16 protein-coding genes are annotated in these 21,263 nt (G+C 75.0%); 7 read left to right on the top strand and 9 right to left on the bottom strand.

Annotation, left to right across the window (positions count from 1 at the left end):
- Window positions 1–4: 4 nt before the first annotated feature.
- The 3 genes from ACH5A8_RS22625 to ACH5A8_RS22615 are packed head-to-tail and all read right to left on the bottom strand — an operon-like array spanning window position 5 to window position 3,720.
- Window positions 5–400 (bottom strand): DUF742 domain-containing protein, encoded by a 396-nt coding sequence (locus ACH5A8_RS22625; RefSeq protein WP_399004590.1) that lies wholly within the window; start codon window positions 398–400, stop codon window positions 5–7.
- 9 nt (window positions 401–409) lie between these two features.
- Window positions 410–844, bottom strand: coding sequence for a roadblock/LC7 domain-containing protein (locus ACH5A8_RS22620; protein WP_399004588.1), 435 nt, complete (start codon window positions 842–844; stop codon window positions 410–412).
- Window positions 841–3,720 carry a nitrate- and nitrite sensing domain-containing protein gene (locus ACH5A8_RS22615; RefSeq protein ID WP_399004647.1) on the bottom strand — a complete coding sequence of 960 codons (2,880 nt, stop codon included), beginning with the start codon at window positions 3,718–3,720 and terminating at the stop codon, window positions 841–843. The genes ACH5A8_RS22620 and ACH5A8_RS22615 overlap by 4 nt, the downstream gene beginning before the upstream one ends.
- Window positions 3,721–4,142: 422 nt before the next feature.
- On the opposite strand from ACH5A8_RS22615, the gene ACH5A8_RS22610 reads away from it, so the two are divergent.
- Window positions 4,143–4,712: a hypothetical protein gene (locus tag ACH5A8_RS22610; protein ID WP_399004586.1), complete on the top strand. Its 570-nt coding sequence runs from the start codon at window positions 4,143–4,145 to the stop codon at window positions 4,710–4,712.
- Window positions 4,713–4,810: 98 nt separating this feature from the next.
- On the opposite strand, the gene ACH5A8_RS22605 is transcribed toward ACH5A8_RS22610, so the two are convergent.
- The 4 genes from ACH5A8_RS22605 to ACH5A8_RS22590 all read right to left on the bottom strand — a co-directional run bounded on the left by ACH5A8_RS22605 (window position 4,811) and on the right by ACH5A8_RS22590 (window position 13,223).
- Complete coding sequence (locus ACH5A8_RS22605) at window positions 4,811–9,541, bottom strand: hypothetical protein (protein WP_399004584.1); 4,731 nt, start codon at window positions 9,539–9,541, stop codon at window positions 4,811–4,813.
- A gap of 38 nt (window positions 9,542–9,579) precedes the next feature.
- Window positions 9,580–10,470 (bottom strand): hypothetical protein, encoded by an 891-nt coding sequence (locus ACH5A8_RS22600; RefSeq protein WP_399004582.1) that lies wholly within the window; start codon window positions 10,468–10,470, stop codon window positions 9,580–9,582.
- A gap of 171 nt (window positions 10,471–10,641) precedes the next feature.
- Window positions 10,642–12,168, bottom strand: coding sequence for a hypothetical protein (locus tag ACH5A8_RS22595; protein ID WP_399004580.1), 1,527 nt, complete (start codon window positions 12,166–12,168; stop codon window positions 10,642–10,644).
- A 359-nt stretch (window positions 12,169–12,527) separates the two neighbouring features.
- A complete protein-coding gene (locus tag ACH5A8_RS22590; RefSeq protein WP_399004578.1) occupies window positions 12,528–13,223 on the bottom strand; it encodes a GntR family transcriptional regulator in 696 nt (231 codons plus the stop codon).
- 132 nt (window positions 13,224–13,355) lie between these two features.
- Between ACH5A8_RS22590 and ACH5A8_RS22585 the strand changes: the two genes are divergently transcribed.
- From ACH5A8_RS22585 to ACH5A8_RS22570, 4 genes are read left to right on the top strand one after another with little or no spacing between them, the layout of a single operon-like run.
- A complete protein-coding gene (locus ACH5A8_RS22585; protein ID WP_399004576.1) occupies window positions 13,356–14,363 on the top strand; it encodes a putative hydro-lyase in 1,008 nt (335 codons plus the stop codon).
- Window positions 14,364–14,381: 18 nt separating this feature from the next.
- The gene (locus tag ACH5A8_RS22580; RefSeq protein WP_399004574.1) at window positions 14,382–15,140 is read left to right on the top strand and encodes a LamB/YcsF family protein; all 759 of its coding nucleotides are present in this window, start codon (window positions 14,382–14,384) and stop codon (window positions 15,138–15,140) included.
- Window positions 15,137–15,808, top strand: coding sequence for a 5-oxoprolinase subunit PxpB (gene pxpB / locus ACH5A8_RS22575; protein WP_399004572.1), 672 nt, complete (start codon window positions 15,137–15,139; stop codon window positions 15,806–15,808). The genes ACH5A8_RS22580 and pxpB overlap by 4 nt, the downstream gene beginning before the upstream one ends.
- Window positions 15,805–16,677, top strand: a complete 873-nt coding sequence (locus ACH5A8_RS22570) for a biotin-dependent carboxyltransferase family protein (protein WP_399004570.1) — start codon at window positions 15,805–15,807, stop codon at window positions 16,675–16,677. Before pxpB ends, ACH5A8_RS22570 begins: the two co-directional genes overlap by 4 nt.
- A gap of 89 nt (window positions 16,678–16,766) precedes the next feature.
- On the opposite strand, the gene ACH5A8_RS22565 is transcribed toward ACH5A8_RS22570, so the two are convergent.
- Together ACH5A8_RS22565 and ACH5A8_RS22560 are read right to left on the bottom strand one after the other, a co-directional pair.
- A complete protein-coding gene (locus ACH5A8_RS22565; RefSeq protein ID WP_399004568.1) occupies window positions 16,767–18,191 on the bottom strand; it encodes a HEAT repeat domain-containing protein in 1,425 nt (474 codons plus the stop codon).
- A 336-nt stretch (window positions 18,192–18,527) separates the two neighbouring features.
- Window positions 18,528–18,920, bottom strand: coding sequence for an ankyrin repeat domain-containing protein (locus ACH5A8_RS22560; RefSeq protein ID WP_399004566.1), 393 nt, complete (start codon window positions 18,918–18,920; stop codon window positions 18,528–18,530).
- A gap of 336 nt (window positions 18,921–19,256) precedes the next feature.
- On the opposite strand from ACH5A8_RS22560, the gene ACH5A8_RS22555 reads away from it, so the two are divergent.
- Window positions 19,257–19,451 carry a hypothetical protein gene (locus ACH5A8_RS22555; RefSeq protein ID WP_019983932.1) on the top strand — a complete coding sequence of 65 codons (195 nt, stop codon included), beginning with the start codon at window positions 19,257–19,259 and terminating at the stop codon, window positions 19,449–19,451.
- A gap of 80 nt (window positions 19,452–19,531) precedes the next feature.
- On the top strand, window positions 19,532–21,181 hold the full coding sequence (locus tag ACH5A8_RS22550; protein ID WP_399004564.1) for an ATP-binding protein: 1,650 nt from the start codon (window positions 19,532–19,534) through the stop codon (window positions 21,179–21,181).
- The last annotated feature ends 82 nt before the right edge of the window (window positions 21,182–21,263 follow it).

Genomic DNA, 21,263 nt, shown 5'->3' with positions numbered 1-21,263 from the left:
CCGGTCACAGCGCCCGCAGGCCGTCGATCACGTCGCGCAGAATACTCTCGTCCGGCAGCTCGGCCGGGGGCACCGGGCGGCTCACGTGGACGTACTCCTCGTCCACGAGGTCGCCGACGAGGACGCGGACCACGCCGACGGGCAGGTCCAGTTCCGCGGCGAGTTCGGCGACGGACTGCGGTGTGTCGCGGCACAGTTCCACGATGTCCACGTGTTCCGGGGACAGCGAGTGGTCCGCCTCCGGGTCGTCGACGTGGGGTTCGGTGACGACGACCGCGATCAGGTCGAGGCGGTGCTGGGCCGCGTGGCTGGTGCGGCCCCGCGTCATGGCGTAGGGACGGACCACCGGCCCGGCGTCGTCGTCGAACCAGTGGCTTCCTGCCTGACCGTCTGCGCTCATGTCATCCCACTACCCGCCGGAGGGCAGATCGGTGCGCGGGGCGGCGCCCAGATGCACGCCGACCCTCTTGACGAGGAGCGTCATCTCGTAGGCGACCTGGCCGACGTCGGAGTCGGCGTCCGACAGGACGGCCAGGCAGCTGCCGTCCCCGGCGGCGGTCACGAACAGGAAGGCGCCGTCCAGCTCGACGACCGTCTGCCGGACGTTGCCGGCCTCGAAGTGCCGGCCCACGCCCTTGGCCAGGCTGTGGAAGCCGGAGGCGACGGCGGCGAGGTGCTCGCTGTCCTCCCGGGTCAGGTCCTTCGACACCCCGGTCGGCAGGCCGTCCCCGGAGAGCACGATGGCCTTGCGGATACTGGCGACCCGGTCCACGAGGTCGTCGAGGAGCCAGTTCAGCTGCCTCTTGTCGGTCGCGGTGTGGCCGGTCGCCTTCGGTGCGGTCATCGACCGTCCCCCTCTGTCGTTCCTGGTGCTGTGCTGCCGTCGCGGGCGTCGTCGCCCGCGGCGTTCTCCTCGCGGCCGCGTTGCCAGCCCCGCTGGAGCGAGGCCATCCGGCTGCGTACCTCGTCGGCGTCCCGTTCGACGGGCTGTGCGCCGTCCTCGGTGGGCCGCGCGGGTGTCTGCTTGAGTTGCGGGGCGAGGCTCGCCTGCCGCACACGGCGGGGCAGCGCCCCGGCGCCGGTTTCCGGCGCGCCGGAAGGAGGCGCTTGGGCGGGGCCAATGTCGTCGGTGCGTTCGGCGGTCTCGGGGGTCCGTTCGGCGGCGTCGTCGGTGCGTGTCGCGGCGAGCGCGGCCCGGCGGGTGCGCTGGGGAAGGGCGGGGGGCTGTCGCGTCCCCTCGTCCTCGGACGGCTGTGCCCCGGGGGCGCCGTGTCCGCCGGGCCGGTCCGTCGCGTCGTCGGGCCCCCGCAGGGGGGTGCGACCGCGGCGGGCGGGCGGGGCCGCCTCGGAGCGCGGCTCCGGCCGTCCGGCGCCGCCCTTGCCGTCGGCCCGCTCACGCCGGGTCCGCTGTTCGGTGACCGGGCGGCCGTGGGAACTGACCAGCTTGGGCGTCCGGCGCTGCGGCAGCGCTGTCGGGCGGTCCTTCGCCGCGTCCTCGTCGGCGCGGGCCGGGGCGGACCGCGGGCCGAGCCCCTGCCGGTGCTCGGCCAGGTCGCGGGGGGTGTCGGCCGACTGCGGCCGGGACACCGGGCGGTGGGAGCGGAACAGGCCGCCGCCTTCGTGGTCCTCGTCGTCCAGGGCGTCCGGGAACCTGGTGTCCAGGTCGACCGAGGCCTCCAGCTCCACCGGCCCGTCCAGGACCGAGACCGGCAGACCCGGCAGTTGGACGGCCGTCCGGGAGAGGGCGCCGGCGCGGCCGTCGTCCCGGTCGCTCCGGTCCACGGGCCGCTGCCGGTCCAGACGGAATCCGACGCCGTTGGTGTCGGGCACGTCGTCCGTCAGGAGCGCGTCGGGCAGGAAGACGACCGCGGTGGTGCCGCCGTACGGGGAGGGCTGGAGCGAGACGCGGACGTTCTGCCGCTGGGCGAGCCGGCTGATCACGAAGAGGCCGAGCCGGTCGGTGTCGGAGAGCTCGAACTCGGGCGTCTCGGCGAGCCGGAGATTGGCGTCCAGCAGCGTCTCGGCGGACATGCCCAGACCGCGGTCGTGGATCTCCAGGGTGAAGCCGTTGGCGACGCGTTCGCCGATGACCTGGACCGCGGTGTGCGGCGGGGAGAACACGGTGGCGTTCTCCAGGAGTTCGGCGACGAGGTGGGTGATGTCGGCGACCGCGGGACCGGTGAGCGCGACACGTGGCAGCCGGCGGACCTCGACGCGCTCGTAGTCCTCGACCTCGGCGACGGCCGCGCGGACGACGTCCATCAGCTGCACGGGTTTGCGCCATTGCCGGGAGGGGGCCGCGCCGGAGAGGATCACCAGACCCTCGGCGTGCCGGCGCATGCGGGTGGTCAGGTGGTCGAGGCGGAACAGGTCGGCGAGTTCCTCGGTGTCGTCGGTCCGGCGTTCCATGGTGTCGAGGAGGGTGAGCTGTTTGTGCAGCAGGACCTGGCTGCGGCGGGCGAGGTTGACGAAGACCTCGGAGACGCCGGCGCGGAGTTCGGCCTGTTTGACGGCGGCCTCGACGGCGGCGCGCTGCAGGGTGTTGAGGGCCTGGCCGACCTCGCCGATCTCGTTCCTGTCGTATTCGAGGCGGGGCACCTCGGTCTCCACGTCGACCTGCTCGCCCACCGAGAGGCGGCGCATCACGCTGGGCAGGCGGACGCCGGACGCCTCGTGCGCCTCCGTGCGCAGTTGGCGCAGGTCGCGGATGAGGCCGCGGCCGATGCGCACGGACAGGAAGAGGGAGACGAGCACGGCGATCAGACCGAGGACGCCCGCGACGGCGGCCTGGAGGATGACGCTCATCGCGACCGGGTGGACGCGGTCCTGGTAGCGGTCGTCCGCCTCGTCGCCGAGGGTGCCGAGGCGGTCGAGGGCCGCGCCTGCGGCGGTGTCCCAGCTCTTCGCGGTCACCGCGCGGGGCATGCCCGAGGTGGTCGCGGCGGTGGCCTGCTCGGCCGCCCGCAGCGGGGCGGACGCGGCGTTGGCCCAGAAGCGCTGGTAGCGGCCGCGTTCGTCGGCCGGCAACAGCGGCAGGCTGATGTCGTACAGCAGGGTCCGCTGGGCCACGAGCTCTGCGATGTCGCGGCTCTCGTCCCGGGTGAGTGTGCCGACGACCAGGGAGGAGCCGAGCAGCGCGTCCTCGCGGGAGAGGAGTTCGCGGGCGCGGGCGATGTTGACCAGGGCGCGGTACTGCTTGTCCAGGGCGACGTCGTCGACGACGTGGAGGTCGGCGAGCATGGCGTAGCAGGGATCGACCAGGCGGTCGTAGAGGTCGAGCGCCTGGGCACGGTGGACGGTGCCGTCCTCGACGCTGCGCCGGAGGGAGGCGATCCCGTCGAAGGCCTCCAGCGTGGCGGTCAGCCGTCCGTCGGAGGCCGTGCCCAGCGCGTCGCGGACACCGGAGTCGCGCGCGTTCCTGCGGAGTTCGGCGATGGCCTCGTCGGTGGCGGTACGGCTGCGGCGCAGGGCGGCCAGGCCGTCGACGGCGCGCGGGTCGGCGAGGTAGACCAGGGTCTGGCGGCGCTCCTGCTGCAGCACGCGGACGGCGTCCTCGGTGGGGTAGGCGATCTTCTCCACCACGGACGAGGTGTCGAACATCCGGGTCGCCTGCCGGCCCGTGAGCACGGTGGCGAAGGCCCAGATCGCGGTCAGGGACAGCAGCGGCACGAGAAGCAGCGCCACGATCTTCCGGCGGATGGACTTCCCGCGAAAGCGCATGGCCTCCCCCAGCTCGACCCCCACCGGCCGGGGGTACACATGTGCGTCAACAAACGGCGCGAGCCTACTACCGACACACAGGTATCTCGAAGGCACGACCGGAGTCCGAACTTCCGCACCAGCGGCGAGAGATGGCGAGTTGTCCGGTCATGGCGTGAGATGACTGCCCGGAATGCGAGGGTGGCGGGCGCGCGGGAACGGGTCGGCCGGCCTGGCGCGTTGGCCGATATTTTGCGTCTCCCGGGAATCTTCACGGTGTCGTGTTCGTCCTTCTTCCAGGGGGTACGGGGGCGGAAGGGGTCACTGGAGCCGCGTCCCGCACCCGGGCGGCGTAAAACAGCGCAAGCCGGGCAGCCCACTGGAAAGCCGGTTCTTCGGACGCCGGGGCGAGCGGTCTGCTGGCGGTGGGGAGTGACACTTTGATGGACACGGCGGAGCGGCACGAGAAGGCCGTCGGCGGTGGCGGCACGCGGCCGACGGCGGTCCGGCGGAGGCAGGGGGCACCTGATCACGACATTCCGGCGGCCCGGAGCGACCCGGGGTCGGCGGGCGGGCGGAGAGGGCCGACCGCGGTCGGGGACGATCCGGCGGGGCAGTCCTCCTGTCGGCCGTTGTGGGTGGAGGAGCCGGCCCGGCGGCGCAGGCTGCCCGATCCGGTGCGCGAGGCCGCGGTGCGGGCGGTCCTGATCATCTCTGTGACGCTCATCCAGGCCGTGGTGGCGTTCCTGTGCACGATGGCCGGGTCCTGGCTGGCCTTCCCGATGGTCCTCAGCAGTGTGGCGAGCACCGTGGTCGCCACCTGGGCGGCGCTCGACGTATGGGTGACCCGTCAGGTGTGGAGCCAGCGCCATGGCGTGGTCTCCGCGCCGAGCAGCACCGCGCGCTCCCTGCGCCGCGAGCGGCGCCGGGTCCGGCGGGAGGAGCGGGCCGCCGAGCGGGCGCAGGAGCGCATACGCCGCCGGAGCGCGGCGGGACGGCTCTCGCACCCCTGACGGCGGCGCGTCGGCGGTGGTGGCGCGTGCGCGCCGATGTCACGGGCGTGCGCCCGCACACCGCCGCCCCGCGTCCGTGACGTCGGCGCGGCTCGCGCTCACGAAGCGCTGGGCGCCGGCCTCTTGAACATCCGCGTCGCGGTGATCTCGCTGTGCCCGGCCTCCCCGGTGGAGGCCTCCTGCGGCAGTCCTGGCCTCAGATGCTCCTCCACGCTGATGTACTTGAGGCCGGCCCTCAGGTCGGCGTCGTTGCGCAACCGGATGACCAGCGGGAACTCCGCCAGTGCCGTCGTGTCGAACAGTCCGGTGGTGTAGAGGAGCTGAACGCCGAGCGCGTCGGAGACGGCCCGCTGGAGCTCCAGCAGATAGGTGGCGTTGGCGCGGCCGATGGGGTTGTCCAGGAACAGCGTGCCCGCGTGGCGGTGCTTGTCGTGGCCGCGGTCGTTGCTCCGGAGGGCCGCCATGGTGCAGTACAGGGCGATGGCCGCGGTGAGCAGCTGGCCGCCGGAGAACACGTCGCCCATCTGGCCGACCGGGACGCGTTCGGCGCGCAGCACCGCGTCCGGCTTGAGGATCTCCACCGCGACACCCCTGGGCTGGAGCGCGGCGGCCACGCCGCGCAGCAGCAGGGACATGCCGTCGCGGCGCAGATCGGAGTTCTTCCTCACGGCGGCCCGGGTCGCCTCGTCGACGACCTCGCCGAGACGCTCGGTGAGCGTCGCCTGGTCGGGCTCCTCGAAGCGGATGCGCAGGAACTCCCGACCGGACCACTCGCCGAGGCCTTCCGGCAACCGGGACAGGCGCTGGGCGGACCTGAGCGTGGCGAGGGCGGACTCGACCAGGCCGCGCAGCCGGTCCACGATCGAGTCGCGGTTGCGCTCCAGCTGCGCCAGTTCGTCGGTGAGGACGCGCAGCCGGGGCGCGAAGGCGTCGGCCCACTTCTGGGCGTGCTCGGGCAGGGCGGAGGCGGGCAGCTCGCGGATCTGCTGCCGGGCCGGGGTGCGCACCTGCTCGTAGCGGGTGGCGTTGGCATGCCGCACCAGGACGTCGCTCGCCTCGCGGACGGACGCCTCGGCGGCGGACAGGTCGGCGGCGCAGCCGCGCAGCGAACGGCGTGCCTCGGCGGCGGCCTGCCGGGCCGCCTCCGGGCTGCCGGGGTACGGCTCCGGCTCCTCCTGCTCGTCCTCGGCGGGGTGCTCGCGCAACAGGTCGCGGAGCATGGCGGCGATCTCGTCGAAACCGCCCGCGGCGTCCTCGGCGGCGCGGTGGGCGTCGAGGAGTTCGGCGTGCGCGTCGCGGGCCTGGGTCAACGCCTCGGTGCGGGAGGCGAGTTCGGTGGTGGCGGTGCGCAGCAGGGCCTGAGCGTGCTCGGCGTCGCGCGGGTGCAGTTCCTCGGGGAGTTCGGTGTGCGCCGCGCCGTCCTCGGGGGCGAGGCGCTCGGCCTCGCCGCGCAGCCGTCCCAGCTGTTCGCTCGCGGACGACATGCGGGTCTCCAGCAGCTGCACCAGTTCCTCGGCGCGGGCACCGGCGGCCTGTCGGGACGGCCCGTCGGATCCGTCGGGTGACTGGAGCAGCTGTTCGGCCCGGGTGCGGACCTTGTTGCTGAGCCGGTCGAGTTCGGCGCGGGCCGCGCTCTCGTCGCTCTCGGCGCGCGCCTGCTCGGCGCGCAGGTCGGCGCCGACACCGACCTTCTCGTAGACCTGGGAGGCGGCGCGGTAGGCCTCGCGCAGGGCGGGCAGGGACGCCTTGGGCTCGTCGCCGTCGGCCTCGGGCACGTCGTCGGGGGCGCCGGCGATCTCGGAGCGCTCGGCGCGCAGCGCGCGGGCGGTTCGGCGGGCGTCGTCGGCGGCGCGCTGGGCGGCGCGCCGGTCCTCGTCCGCGGCGCGGGCGCGTTCCAGGCAGGCCTGGGCGCGGGCCTCCGACTCGGCGGCCTCGTCGGCCAGTTCACGCAGTCTGACCTGCCAGCCGGCGCGCTCGCGCAGCCGGAAGGCGAGGCCGGCGAGGGCGTCGGCGGCGCGGCGGGCCCTCTGCGCGGCCTCCTGGCGTTCATCGCGCAGCTGTCCGGCCTCGGCGGCGGCCTCCTCGGCCTCCGCGCGGGCGGTCCGGGCCTCGGCGAGCTCGGCTTCGGCCTCCTCGGCGAACGCGCGGGCGTCGTGGGCGGCCCGGGACAGTTCGGTCAGGTGTCCGGCGGGGCAGCCGGTGCGCCAGGAGGCGAGCCGGGCGGCCAGTTCCCGGTCCTTGCCGAGCCGGGCGGCGAGCCGGCGGATCTCCTCGTCGCGCTCGGTCGCCCGCGCGCGCAGCGCCTGGCGTTCCTCGTCGGCGGCGTGCTCGTCGTGCATGGCCGGGTTGGGGGTGACTAGGAAGATCGCACCGTCGGTGAGGTCGCCGGCCGGGGTGGGGGCGAGCAGGGCGGCGGCGGTGCCGACGGCCACCGCGGACCGGGGCAGCAGGGCGGCGTCGGCGAGGGCCGCGCGGGCCCGTGCGTGCGTGTCCGGGTCGGTGATGATCACGCCGTCGACGAGTTCGGGGCGGGCGGCCAGGACGCGCGCGTGGTCGGCGGGGTCGACGGCCTGGGCGAGGTAGCGCCAGCCGGGCAGCGCGGGGATGCCGTGTTCGCCGAGGAACTCGACGGTGGCCAGGACGTCGGGCCCGGGCGGGAGCAGTCCACCGTCGCCGAGCGCGCCGAGGATGCGGGCGTCGTCGGCCGCGTCGGTGCGCAGCTCGAACAGGTGCCGCTCGGCGGAGGAGACGGCGGTGTCGAGGAGTGCGCGCAGTTCGTCCGCGAAGCGGTCCAGGTCCTCCACGGTGAGGGGGCCTTCGCCGAGCGGGCGCGGCGTGTCCTCGGCCGGCGCGCCGACGGGGCCGTCCGCGTGGGAGGCGGTGGTGGCGCCCGGAGTCCCGTTCGTCGTGTTCGCGGGGCCGGTCCCCGCGCTGTCGGCCGCCGTCCGGGGCCCGGGGACCGCGGCGCGTCCCGCCGGGGCGGCGCCCGGCAGGCTCAGCAGTTCGGCGAGCCGTTCCTCGGCCGCCAGGGCCTCGGCGATGCGCCGCTCGGCCTCGTACGCCCGCTGTGCTCCGGCGGCCGCGTCGGCCGCGCGGGCGGCCGTGAGTTCCGCGCGGGACTCGGCCGAGGCCGCCTCGCGGGCGTGCTCGGTGGCCTTGCGGGAGCTCTCACGGCTCTGGTCCCAGGCGGCGACGGCCCTCTTCTCGGCGTCGCTGGCGGCGAGGGCCGCGCGTGCCGGGTCGGCGTCGGGGGTGCTGTCGTCCAGCCAGCCCGCCCGCACGGCCTCGGCGGTCTCCTGCTCGACCTCGGTCAGCCGCTGGCGCAGATGGCCGGCCTCGCTGCGGGCGCGCTGGGCCTCGGTGGCGGCGGCGGTGGCGTCCCGGTGGGCGGCCTCGCCGGCCTCCTGGAGCAGCGCGGACCGCTCCTCTCCCTCGTCGGCGAGGGCTTCGGCGCTCTCCGCCGCCGCGTGCAGCGCCCGTTGGAGATCCACGGCGGCCTTGGCGCGGGCGGCGAGCGCGGGGGCGGCGTCCCGTTCGGCCTCCTGGATGGCGGCGGAGACGCGCGTCACCCGGTCCGCGGCGGCGCGGTGGCGCAGGACGGCCTCCGCGGCCTGCCAGGCGGAGTGCAGGGTGCGCGCGTCGGCGAGTTCCCGCTTCTGCGCGGCGGCCGACTTCTCGGCGGCGGCCAGTGCCAGCGAAGCGTGCCGGTAGGCGAGTTCGGCGGCGATCAGGGCGCTGCGCTCACGGGCGCCCTCGCAGTGCGTGACGGTGTGGGCCGCGGCGGTGACGCGCTGGGCGAGGTCGGCGGACCGGGCCCGCTCCTGGACGGCCCGGGCGGACAGCCGCCGGGCGAGCGTGCGCGTACGGCGTTCGGCTCCGGCGTGGATGTCGCGGGCTCGGGCGCGGGCCCCGGCGGCCTCGACGATCCGGCCGAGCAGGTCCACCGAACCGGCGGTGAAGTCGCGTTCGGCGATGAGTTCGGAGCGTCGGCCGAGCTTGTTGCCGAAGCCGCTGACGAGGTCGGCGAGGCCGTCGGTGTCGCGGGTGTCGGTGACGGCGCGCAGCAGCAGGTCGGTGAAGTCGGAGTCCTTCTTCACCGCGAACAGTCCGGCCGCCTCGCCCTCGTCGGCGTTCATCTCGCGCTGATAGCGGAAGAGTTCGGGGTCGAGACCGAGGTCGCCGAGGTGTTCGATCCAGCGGTCGTGGATCTCCTCCCAGTGCACCTCCAGGTGGGGGTAGGCCTTGCCCGCCTCGGTGAGCGCGTCCCGGAAGCCCTTCATGGTGCGGCGCCGGCCCCGGGCTCCGGAGGCGCCCTCGGCGGGCGGCCGTACGGAGGTGGCCTCGGCGACGGGCAGGTTGTCCAGGCTGAGGCCGGGGCCGGGCCTGAAGGAGTACCAGGCCTCGGCGAACTTGCGGGGGTCGTTGGAGACCTGGCGCCCGCGCCACTCGCTGACCTTGCCCACGACCACGCACTCGCCGGTCCGCACGTGTTGCCACTCCAGCGCCACGTGCCCGCAGTCGTCGGCGAGCAGGAACTTGCGCAGCACGCCGGAGCTGGCGCCGCCGAGGGTGTTGCGGTGGCCGGGCAGCATCACGGAGAAGATCAGCTTGAGCAGCACCGACTTGCCGCCGCCGTTCTCCAGGAAGAGCACTCCGGCGGGCGCGGGACGGCGCGGCGGGCCGACCGGCTCCTCCTCGAAGAACTCCGCCTGGGCGGGCGCGGGGTCGGGCACCGGTTCGCCCACGCCCCGCAGGTCAAGCACGGTGTCGGCGTAGCGTGCGCCGGCGGGCCCGATGGAGTAGAGGCGGACCCGGGACAGCTCGTACATGGCGGACTCTCGTCAGTCTTCGTGCAGTTCGGCAGGGTTCAGGACTGGGTGGGCGCGTGGAACGGCAGCCCGGCGTCGGCGACCAGTTCCAGGTCGTCGGTGTGGTCGGCGGGCAGCAGGCTCGGCGTGCCGTCGGTGACGGGGACGACGCCCAGTTCGAGGAGTTCGGCCAAGGCGGCGGAGCCCGCCATGTCGCGCACCTGGAGCTGGTAGCGGGCGGTGGTGCGGTAGGTGCCGCCGCTCTCGTCGCCGGTGCGCTGCAGGAATCCGGAGTCGGTGAGGAAGGCCAGGGCCTTGGCGACGATGCCGGTGGTGGAGGCGGCGGGCCGGCGCGCGTCCTTGGTGGCGCCGGTGGCGCTGCGTCTGGCCCAGATCCGCCAGGCGGCCTCCAGGCCGGGCGCGTCGGTGGCCGGGTCGGTGTTCTCGCCCTGTTCTTCGGCGCGTTCCTCCAGGCGGCGGCAGGCCTGGCGGACGAAGGCGTCGACGCCGTTGACGGTGACGCGGCCGATGTAGCCGTCGTCGGCGAGGTCCTCGGGGCGCGGGAAGGCCAGTGCCGCCACGGCGAGGTGGGCGAGGCCGTGCAGGAACCGGTCCCCGGAGTCGGTGGCGGCCCGGCGCGCGTAGTCGCCCATGCGGACGGCGAACACCGAGTCCTCGGCGGCGGTCACCGCCATGCCCGCGCGCGGGGACACCTCCAGGACGACCAGTCCGAGGCCGGCGGCCACGGCGTCGGCGAGCCGGGCGAACGCCGGGTCCTCGCGGTGGCGGCGCAGCAGTTCGGCGTACTCCTGGTCGCGGGCGGGCTGCAGTTTGGGCTGCAGGCCGAAGGCGACGAGCCGGGCCGCGTCGGCGGCGTCGGCGGGCGTGACGGCGGCCGACGTGGGCGCGCCGTCGGTGTCCGGCTCACTCCGGTCGACGTGCTCGGTCACGGACACACAACTCCTCGGTCTTCGGTACGGGGCTGGGGGCGGGTCTCGCGCAGGGGGCCGGGGACGGACGTCCCGGCGGGGGCATGGTGGCGGGGGCGGCCGGCCGCGGCGCGCCGTCCCGGGCCGGGCCGGGCGGCGCGCCGTGGCCGCCGGGTGGGGGCGGCGGTGCGTTCACGCGGCCTCCGTCCGGTCCGCGGCCATCCCGGCGGCGTCCAGCAGCGCAGTGCCGACGACGAGGTCGGCGCCGCCGAACTCGGGGTCGTCCAGCTCGGTGCCGTCGTCCACCGCGAACAGCAGCTTCTCCTCACCCTGCCGGTAGGCGGTGCCGACCGGCGGGCTGGCCGCGTGCACGGCGAGCAGGGCGACGAGGTAGGGAAGGTCTGCGTCCTTGCGGCGCGCCTCGGCGAGCAGGCCCGACAGCCGTCGCGGTGCGTCGGCGGGCAGGTCCAGCAGCTCCATGGCGGCGGCCAGCTGCTCCTCGCTGAACCGGCTGTCGTCCGGCGTGGCGATCAGGTCCGGCTCGGGCATCTCCGCGCCGAGGTGCTCGCGCTCCACGGGCGGGCTCAGCAGGATGTCCACGAGGTCGGCGACCCGGACGGACACCGGTGTGCGCAGGCCGGTCCCGTGGGCGAAGAAGGCGTCCGTGACGCGGGTCGCCCGTTCCAGCGGCAGCGGGAGGGTGGGGGCGAGCAGGTGGCCGTAGAGGTCGGTGCCCGATGTGGTCAGGGGCGTGGCGAAGGCCTGGCGGTCCTGTTCGGCGCGGAAGAGGGGGCCGGCCTCCAGCAGCCGGGACTGCAGCTGCGTGTGGCGGCGGATGCAGTCCTTGACGATGTCGACGAGTTCGGCGGCGCGCCGCTTGTGCTCGGGCTCCTCGGTCTCGTCGCGCGCCTTGCGGATGTTCGTCAGGATCGCGTTCTCGTGCCGGTAGCGGTCGGCGACGTGGTCCAGGGCCTCGGCGATCATGTCGGGCACGGCGCTCAGCCAGTCCACCGCGCGCACGTTGCGCCGGGTCGCCTCCAGGGCTCTGCGCAGGGTCTCGGAGTACTGCACGGTGCGGTAGCGGGCCTGCTCGGCGGCGAGCTGGGCGTCGGCGAGGCGGCCTCGGTTGATGAGCACCTCGAGCTTGACCTCGGCGGCGATCTGCGCGCTGGTGACATCGGTGTCGAGGGCGCCCACGAGGACGTTGACCGCCTCGTCGGTGGTGCGCAGGTAGACGCTGCCGCCGGGGCCGGGCACCTCCTCGATGAGCTTGAAGTCGTAGTCGCGGCGCACATAGGTGCCGTCCGGGGCGAACGTGCCGTACACGGCGCGGAAGCCGCGGTCCACGCTGCCGACGTTGATCAGGTTCTCCAGGACCCAGCGGGCCACCCGCTCGTGCTCGGCGGCCGGCCGGCCCGGGGCCTGGGCGGCGACGCGCGGGATCAGCCGGGCCACGATCTGGTCGTGGTCGGCGCCGGTGTCGAAGTCCATGTTGAGTGTGACGAGGTCGATACCGGCGAGCGCGATCTCGGCCATGCCGTACACCGAGTATTCGCCCGCGAGGTTCGCCTTGCGCGCGTCGAGGTCGTGCAGCGGCGCCGTGCAGGCGAGCGCGCGCAGCCGCCGCGCCAGCCCCTCGTCGGCGGCCGGGCCCGGGGCAGGGCGCGGCCCCGCGCTGAGCTGGGGCGGAGCGCTGTCCGTCGATGCAGGCGAAGTCACGGTGCACAGACTAGGTCCTCGGTCTGACAACGACCCAAACGGCGCAGACCCGCACCCGACGCCGCGGCGTCCCGCCCCGGATTTCGCGCCGCCCGCCTCGGCGGGCCCGGCCCGGATCACTTCGGCCGCCCCGCCCCGGCAGGCCTGACGCCGGGGCGCAGCGCACGGCGGCCGTCGATCGGCGCGGCAGTCGCCCCGCTCCCGTCCCGATCCGCGCGACGGCGGCCGCCGCGGATCCTAGGCCACCGCCGAGGGCCCGCGGAAGCACGACCGGCGCGGCGGGATCCACGGCAGCCGCCGCGCGCGGGCAAGGGGCGCCCCCTCCGGTACGGCAGGCAGGCGGGCGGGCCGACCGTCCGTCATGTGTCCTCGCTCACCCTGCGCCGGTACACCTCGACGATTCCCTCCAGGGAGTCGTCGAGGTAGACGGCGAGCAGTCGCTCCGCCTCGCGCGGCTTCCCCTCCGAGAGCGCCCTGAGGATCCGCTCGTTGCGCACGAGGTAGGGCTCGTGCAGCCGGCGCGGGTCGTCCACGACGTGGAAGGCAAGCCGGAGTTCGGCGAAGACGCTGCGCATCAGCTCGTCGGTGCGGTCGCTGCCCGCGAGCGCGACCAGTTCGCGGTGGAAGTGGATGTTGGCGGTGCCCAGCCCCTTCCAGTCGCCCTCGCGCACGGCCCGCCTGCCCTCGTCGACGGCCGCGGACAGCCCGTCCAGCGCGTACGGCGGCTCGCCCAGCCCCCGTACGACGGCGCACTCGACGAGGCGGCGGGTGCGGTAGATGTCCTCGACGTCCTCGACGGCCAGCACCCGCACGAAGACGCCGCGGTTCAACTCGTGGACGAGCAGCCGCTCGTGCGTGAGCAGCCGGAACGCCTCGCGCAGGGTGTTGCGGGAGACGCCGAGCGCGCCGCCGATGTTGTCCTCCGACAGCCGGACGCCGGGCGCGAAGTAGCCCTCGGCGATACGGCTCCTGAGGATGTCGGAGACACGCTCGGCGGTACTGGTGCGGCCCAGCAGGGCCCGGTCGTCGGCCAGTGGCGTCAGCTGCTCAGCCATGCCCGGAATTGAACCGCAGACAGAAGGATGGGACAACAGGGGTATTGAAGAATCGTTCAACGATCCTCTACGTTGCTGCCCATCGCACGGCTCGGTTCCAGCACTCTCCCTCCTCTCAGTCGCGAGGTGCCCATGAGCACGACGTCCCCTCAGAACGCGTTGCCGCCCGAGACCCGACCCACGCCCGCCGCCCGGGACGAACGCGTGTCCCCCGCGCGGGACGGCGTGTCCCCCGTCCATGACGGACCCGGCGTCCCCTCCCACGGGAGCCCCGGCACGCCCGTCCCCGAAACCCTGTTCCCCCTCCAGGACAGAGCCGTCTCCCCCGTCCGGGACCGTCCCGTGGTGCTCGTCGACGAGCACGCGGGCGCGTGGAGTCCGCGTGCGGCCCGCAGGCGCTTCCGGGACGGGCTGGCGGGTCCGACGGCCGGCGTGGCCGCGGGCCACACCCAGGTGAACATGATCTCGGTCCCGGCCGACTGGGCCTACGACATGCTGCTGTTCTGCCAGCGCAATCCGAAGCCCTGCCCGGTCCTGGACGTCACCGACGCCGGTTCCGCCACGACCGTCCTCGCCGAGGGCGCCGACCTGCGCACCGATCTGCCGCGCTACCGGGTGTGGCGGCACGGCGAACTGGTGGCGGAGCCGACCGACGTGCGCGGCCACTGGCGCGCCGACCTGGTCACGTTCCTGATCGGCTGCAGCTTCACCTTCGAGTGGGCGCTGGCGTCGGCGGGCGTCCCGATCCGCCACGTGGAGCAGGGCCGCAACGTGCCGATGTACGTGACGAGCCGTCAGTGCCGTCCGGCCGGGCGGCTGCACGGTCCCCTGGTGGTGTCCATGCGCCCGGTGCCGCCCGAACACCTGTCGGCGGCGATCCGGGAGAGCAGTCTGCTCCCGGCGGTGCACGGCGCCCCCGTGCACTGCGGCGTCCCGTCCGGGCTCGGCATCGAGGACCTCGGCCGGCCCGACTTCGGCGACCCGGTGGACGCCGGACCCGGCGACATACCGGTGTTCTGGGCCTGCGGTGTGACCCCGCAGGCGGCGGTGATGGCGTCCCGGCCGCCGTTCGCCATCACCCACGCGCCGGGGCAGATGTTCCTGACCGACGCCCGCGACGAGCAGTACCGCGTGGCCTGAGAGAAACGCGAGCGACACATGACCCCGATCGATCTGAACGCCGACCTCGGCGAGGGCTTCGGCCGCTGGCGGCTGACCGACGACGAGCAGCTGCTGTCCGTCGTCACCAGCGCCAACGTGGCCTGCGGCTTCCACGCCGGGGACGCGGTCACCATGCGCAGGGTGTGCGAGCTGGCGGCCGAACGCGGGGTGCGGATCGGCGCGCAGGTCTCCTACCGGGACCTCGCCGGGTTCGGGCGGCGCGCGATGGACGTGCCGCCCGCCGAGCTGGCGGCCGAGGTCGCCTACCAGATCGGCGCCCTGGAGGTCTTCGCGCGGGCGGCGGGCACGCGCGTGTCGTACGTCAAGCCGCACGGCGCCCTCTACAACCGGGTCGTGGCGGACGAGGAGCAGGCGGGCGCGGTCGTCGAGGGCGTGCGGCTGGCCGACGCCGCGCTGCCGGTGCTGGGGCTGCCGGGTTCGCGGCTGCTGGAGCTGGCGGACAAGGCCGGACTGCCCGCCGTCACCGAGGCGTTCGCGGACCGCGCCTACACCGAGGAGGGCACGCTGGTGCCGCGCGGCCTGGAGGGCGCGGTGATCACCGATCCCGTCGCGGTGCTGGAGCGTTCGGTGGGCCTGGCCCGCTCCGGGACGGTCGTCTCCCACCGGGGCGCGGTCATCGGCGTACGGGCGCGTTCGCTGTGCCTGCACGGCGACACGCCGGGCGCGGTGGAACTGGCCCGGCGGGTGCGCGGGCGGCTGGAGGCGGCGGGGCTGCGGGTGGAGGCCTTCGCATGAGGGTGCTGCCGGTCGGCTCGGACGCGCTGCTCGTCGAGGTCTCCTGCGGGCAGGAGGCCCAGGCCCTGCACTCCGAGCTGCTGCGCCGCCGCGCGGCGGGCCTGCTGCCGGTGGAGGAGATCGTCCCGGCGGCCCGTACGGTCCTGCTCGACGGCCTCGCCGATCCGGACCGGGTGGCCCGCGAACTGGTCGCCGCCGAGGTGCCCGTGACGTCCGGGGGCGAGAAGCGGATCGTGGAGCTGCCCGTGCGTTACGACGGCCCGGACCTGGCCGCCGTGGCCGCCCACTGGGGCGTCGCCGAGCGGGAGGTCGCCCGCGTCCACGCGGCCACCGAGTTCCGTGTCGCCTTCTGCGGGTTCGCGCCCGGCTTCGGCTACCTCACCGGCCTGCCCGAGCGCTTCGACGTGCCGCGCCGGGCCACCCCGCGTACGGCGGTCCCGGCCGGCGCGGTGGCCCTGGCGGGGCCGTACACGGGGGTCTATCCGCGCTCGTCGCCGGGTGGCTGGCAGCTGATCGGCACCACCGACGCGGTGCTGTGGGACCACGCGCGCGTGCCGGCCGCCCTGTTGTCCCCGGGCACCCGCGTGCGCTTCGTCCCCGAACAGGCGGGGCCGGGACAGCAGGCGGGGCCGGGGCCGGGGCCGGGCGGAACGGCGGGGGCGTCATGAGCGACCCCGCGCTCGCCGTCGTACGCGCCGGCGCCCTGACCACCGTCCAGGACGAGGGACGTCCCGGGCACGCGCACCTCGGGGTGCCCCGCTCCGGGGCGCTGGACGCGCCGGCCGCCGCGCTGGTCAACCGGCTGGTCGGTAATCCGCGCGGTGCGGCCGTCCTGGAGACCACGCTCGACGGCTGCGCCCTGCGGCCGCGTTCGGAGGTCACCGTCGCGGTCGCGGGCGCCCACTGCTCCGTCCGGCTGGACGGCCGTCCCGCCGCCTGGGGAGCGCCGGTACGGGTCCCCGCGGGGTCGCTGCTGGAGGTCGGGGCGGCCGTCCGCGGGGTACGCGGCTACGTCGGCGTCGCCGGGGGCGTGGCCGTCGAGCCGGTGCTGGGCAGCCGCTCGACCGACCTGCTGTCCGGGCTCGGTCCCTCGCCGCTCAGGGACGGCACGGTGCTCCCCCTGGGCCGGCCGGCCGCCGCCCCCGGGCGCGTGGACGTCGCCCCGCAGCCGCGGCCTCCGGCCGAGCTGGTCCTGCGGATCGCCCTCGGGCCGCGCGACGACTGGTTCACGGCGACGGCCCTGCGGGTGCTCGCCTCACGCCCGTACCGCGTGTCGTCGGCGAGCAACCGCATCGGCCTGCGTACCGAGGGGCCCGCCCTGGAGCGGGCCCGGCCCGGCGAGCTGCCCAGCGAGGGCATGGTCCTGGGCGCGGTCCAGGTCCCGCCCGACGGCCGGCCGGTGGTCTTCCTCGCCGACCACCCGACCACCGGGGGCTATCCGGTGATCGGAGTCGTCCACGTCGCCGACCTGGCCGCCGCCGCCCAGGCGGCACCCGGCGTCCCCGTCCGGTTCGTGCCCGTACGGCGGCGTCGCTGAGGGGGCCCGCCCCGCGCCCGCCGGCTCCTCCGCCACCGCGCGCCGGCTGTCGGCGGGCGGCCGCGGGAGGGGCGGGCGTCCTTCGCGTCTCACACGGCCGGCATGTCCGGTTCCGGTCCGATCCGGCTGCGTACGGCGGTCTGGACCTCGGCCTCCTCGGCCGGATCGGCGGCGAGCCGGCGCAGTTGCTCGACGACCCTGGTGTCGCCGGTCTCGGCGTACCGGGCGGCGAGTTCGCGGGTGGTCTCCTCGCAGTCCCACAGGCACTCGACGGCGAATCCCGCCGGGAAGGAGGGGTCGGTGGCCGCCAGCGCGCGGGCGGCGCGGCCGCGCAGATGGGAGGAGGCGGTCTCGCGGTAGACGTGGCGCAGCACGGGCGCGGCGCAGGCGATGCCGAGCCGTCCGGCGCCGTCGACCAGCGTCCACAGGGTGGCCGCGTCGGGACCCTCGCCCCGGACGGCCTCCCGGAGGGCGGCGAGCACGAGCTCGCGGTCCCGGGTCTCGCCGCGGCAGGCCAGCACGCGTCCAGCGGCCGCGCCCAGCGGGTCGGGGCGGTGGGCCCAGCCGCGTGCGCGATCCACGGCCGCCTCGCCGCGCATGCGTTCGAAGGCGTCGACGGCGGCCTCCACCACGACGGTCGAGCCGTCCGACACCGCGGCCTCGATCAGGTCGAGGATGTCGGGGTCGTCGCCGTCGGCGAGGTAGCGCAGGGCGGTGCAGCGGGCGCCGTCGCCGCCCTGCCGGGCGGCCCGGAGGATCTCCGGGCGGTCCTCGGGGCCCGCGACGGCGCTCAGGCAGCGCGCGGCCGGTACATGGAGGGCGGCGCCGCGCTCCAGGCCCTGCTGGGCCCAGTCGAACACGGCCTGCACGCTCCAGCCCGGGCGGGGCCCGGTGGGGCGCATCTGCCGCTGCCAGCGGTCGAAGGAGCCGGCCTCGTGGGCGGCGCGCACGCGCGTGGCGATCGATTCGCGCGGATCCTCGGCCCACAGCCGCCAGGGCCGTGGCTCGAAGGCGTCGCGCACGGCGGCGGCGAGTTCCGCCTCGCCCTCGGCGTCGGTGGCGAAGCGCGCGAGGACGGGGGCGGCCAGCGAGCGCAGTCCGGCGTCGTCGTCGCGCAGCGCCAGCTCGTCCAGCGCCCACGCCCAGTTGGCTCCGCCGGCGGCGTACCGGCGCAGCAGTGCGAGGGCGTCGAGCCTGCCGTAGGAGGCCAGGTGTCCGAGGACGGCGAGGGCGAGTCCGGTGCGGGCCTCGTCGGTGTCGAGGGCGTCCTCGGGGTCGAAGAGGTGCGCCTCGATCGCGTCCAGCTCGCCGTTCAGGTCGAGGTAGAGACGGGCGTAGTACAGGGAGCGGTTCTCCACCTGCCAGTCGTGCCGGGGGTCGTCCAGCACGCAGTGGTCGAGTGCCGCGAGCGCCTCGGCGCGGGGGGCGGTGAGCGCGTGCAGTGTGCCGTCGCCGCGGCCCCGCTGGAGCAGGCCGAGCAGCGTGCCGCTGGGCGCTATGACCGGATCGAACATGGGAAACAGCCTCACATCAAGCGTCGACGCAACCGGGGAACAGCACTACCTGGCCACGTGACAACACGTCGGGGCGCCCGCCGTCTCTTGCTTGCTGTAGACCATCTTCCTCTGCCTCTCGTCGGTGGCCCATGCGGACCGCGTCACGGTCCGCGCGGTGCGGCAACCTCTGCCCAGCCGTCGCGTCCGTGAATCACGACGTCATGATGGCCCGGTGTCCGCGCCGCCGCGACCGAAATTTCCGGCGGCCTGGTACCGCCTCCCCCGTTTTGTGTGTCATGCCTGGTCGGCGGGCCGTTTCAGCAGCTCACGGCATGCCGGCCACGGCCCTTGGGCTCACTGCTCGCCGAACAGCCGCAGCAGCTCCGTCCGGCCGAACATCCGGGCCGTGTCGAGGGCCGACGGGGTGCCCGCGGACGGGTCCGCGCCGGCCTCCAGCAGGGCCTCGATGACCTCTCGTTCACCCTTGAAGACCGCTCCGGCGAGGGGCGTCTGGCCCCGGTCGTTGACGCGGTCGGCGTCGGCGCCGCGGGCCAGCAGCGCGCGGACGGCGTCGGCGTGGCCGTGGTAGGCGGCCAGCATCACGAGGGAGTCGCCGCGGTCGTTGGTGAGGTCGGCCGGGACGCCGGCGTCGACGTAGGCGACGAGCGCGTCGGCCGGTCCCTGCCGGGCCAGATCGAAGATCTTGGTCGCCAGCTCCACGACCTCGGGGTCGGGGGCTTCACTCATCGGCCGGACCGCCTCTCACTGCGAGCGTTGGGGACTGCTTCGGGACTGCTGGGGACTGCGGGGAGCAAGCGTACGGCCGCGCGAGCGGTGCTCGGCCGTACGGGTGAATCGCCAGAGTACTGGCTCGTGCGGCACATCACCCGACGTGCCGGAGGCAAAGATCGGTACCGATCCGGCCGCGCGCGGCGGGGCCGCCCGGCCGCCACGCCCGGCAGCTGCGCCGCGCGGGGCAAATTCAGCGATTTTCACCCGCTTGCACCTTTTGTCATATGGATACATGCTGTGATCCTGGAAGGACTCAGGGTGACTGTCCCCCTTCGACACCAGGAGATTCACATGATCCTCTCCATCTCAGGCGTCGTCCTGTTCGGCGTCATCGGCTTCATCTTCTTCCGCAAGGACGGGCTCAAGCCCTCCCACGCGTGCGTGTCGACCCTGTTCGGCTTCTACCTCGCCAGCACGGCCATCGCGCCCAGCATCAGAGCCGGCGGCGAGAGCCTCGCGAGCCTGCTGGGCGGCATGAGGTTCTGACGCCGCCCTCCCCCGAGGACTTCGGCAGTCGCCGTCCGGGGGACACCCTCACCGACCGTCCGACCCCGCAGGAGGCAACAGTGGCCCGGCGCCCCCTCCCCCGCATTCTGAGCACAGGCGGCGCGCAGCTGACCCGTGGCCGGGAGCTGGCCCGGACGGCGGCCGACAGCGCCACGGACGTCCTCCACCCGCTGATCACGATCGCCCGGGGTCTGCGCCGGCTCGCCGCCGCCGGCCGGCGCAGATGGGCGGACACCCCCAAGGACCGGCGCGGGCCCCTGCTGTTCGTGGTGGCCTCACTGTTCCTGGTCGTGGCACTGGTGCCGTACGGTCCGCTGCTCGCCGCCGTCGTGGTGACGACGGCGGCGGCCTGGCAGGGCCGCGACCGCGCCCCGGCCGAACCGGCGGACCCCGCCGAACCGCGCACCGTGCGCCTGGCGTCGCTGTACGAGGCACTGGTCCCGTACTTCTCGGCCGCCGACGACCCGGATCCGCTGTACGCGCACGGCGGCGGGTGGGAGAAGGCCTTCCCCGCCTACGAGTTCGACGACTCGGGCCGCGTCTGCCATCTGCTGATCCGCTACCCGGCCTACTTCACCGACGGGGAGCCCGAGGCCCGCGCGCGGATCGAGCACCTGCTGACCGCCAAGGCCGGCCGCGGCCGCGAGTACCTCTTCACCTGGGACGAGGAGAGCAACGAGCTCACGGTCACCGCGCTGGCCCCGCTGCCGACCGGGGTCCCCGCCCAGCGCTTCGTCACCGCGCCGGGCGAGACCGTGCTCGGCTTCACCGACCCCAGCGAGGTCCAGCGCACCCTCCCCCTCACCTACGGCGCCGAGCAGCGCGACGTGCCGCCGGTCGTCTGGCGCACCGGCCCGCGCTCCACCGAGCCGCACCTGCTGGTCATCGGCCAGCCGGGCAGCGGCACCTCCACGCTGCTGCGCTCCGTCGCGCTGCAGGCGCTCCAGCACGGCGACGTGGTGATCGTCGACGGGGGCGGCACCGGGGAGTACGCCTGCCTGGTCGGACGCGACGGTGTCCTCGCGGTCGAGTGCGGGCCCGCCGGGGCGGCGGCGAGCCTGGAGTGGGCGGCCACCGAGACCGAGCGGCGGCTGATCGCGGTCAACCGCGCCCGGCAGGCCGGCCAGGCGCCGCCGGACGACACCAGGCGACCGCTGTGGCTGCTGCTGGACCGGCCCGCCTCCTTCACCCATCTGGCCGCCGCGGACGGCCGCAAGGATCCGCAGGCCCTGCTCCAGGTGCCCCTGCGGCACGGTCGCGCGGTCAACGTGACGGTCGTGGTGGCCGAGCAGTTCGACAGCGCGGACGTGCTCGGCGACGCGTTGCGCCAGCACACGCGCGCGCGGGTGGTGCTCGGGCCGGCGACGCCGGAGCAGCTCAAGGCGGTGCTGGGGGCGCCGCCGCACACCACGCCGCTGCCGGCCGTTCCGCCCGGGCGCGGCTACGCGCGACTGGGCACGGGGCCGGTGCACCGGCTCCAGGTGCCGGCGACGCCCGATCCGTACGACGACTCCACGAGTGCGGCGCTGCGGAGGGCGGTGGAGGAACTGCTGCCGCCGAAGACGACGCCGGCGGACGGGGAGACGGTGCCGGAGCCTTCGGCGGGCCGCGCGGCGCCGGGCACGAAGGCCGAGGTGGAGGCGGAGGCCGTGGCCGAGGCCGAGGAGGCCGTGGCCGAGGCGGCGAAGGCGGTGGGCGAGCCTTCGTGAGAACGGTGGGGTGCCGCCACGGTCGCGGGACAGAACGGTGAGGTGCCGTCACGGCTGCGGGACGCGGGGAGCGCCCTCCCCG

Source organism: Streptomyces sp. NPDC018610, from assembly GCF_044391765.1.
Taxonomy (GTDB): domain Bacteria; phylum Actinomycetota; class Actinomycetes; order Streptomycetales; family Streptomycetaceae; genus Streptomyces.
The sequence above is the reverse complement of the archived record's forward strand: the minus strand, read 5'-3'. Positions and strand labels throughout refer to the sequence as shown.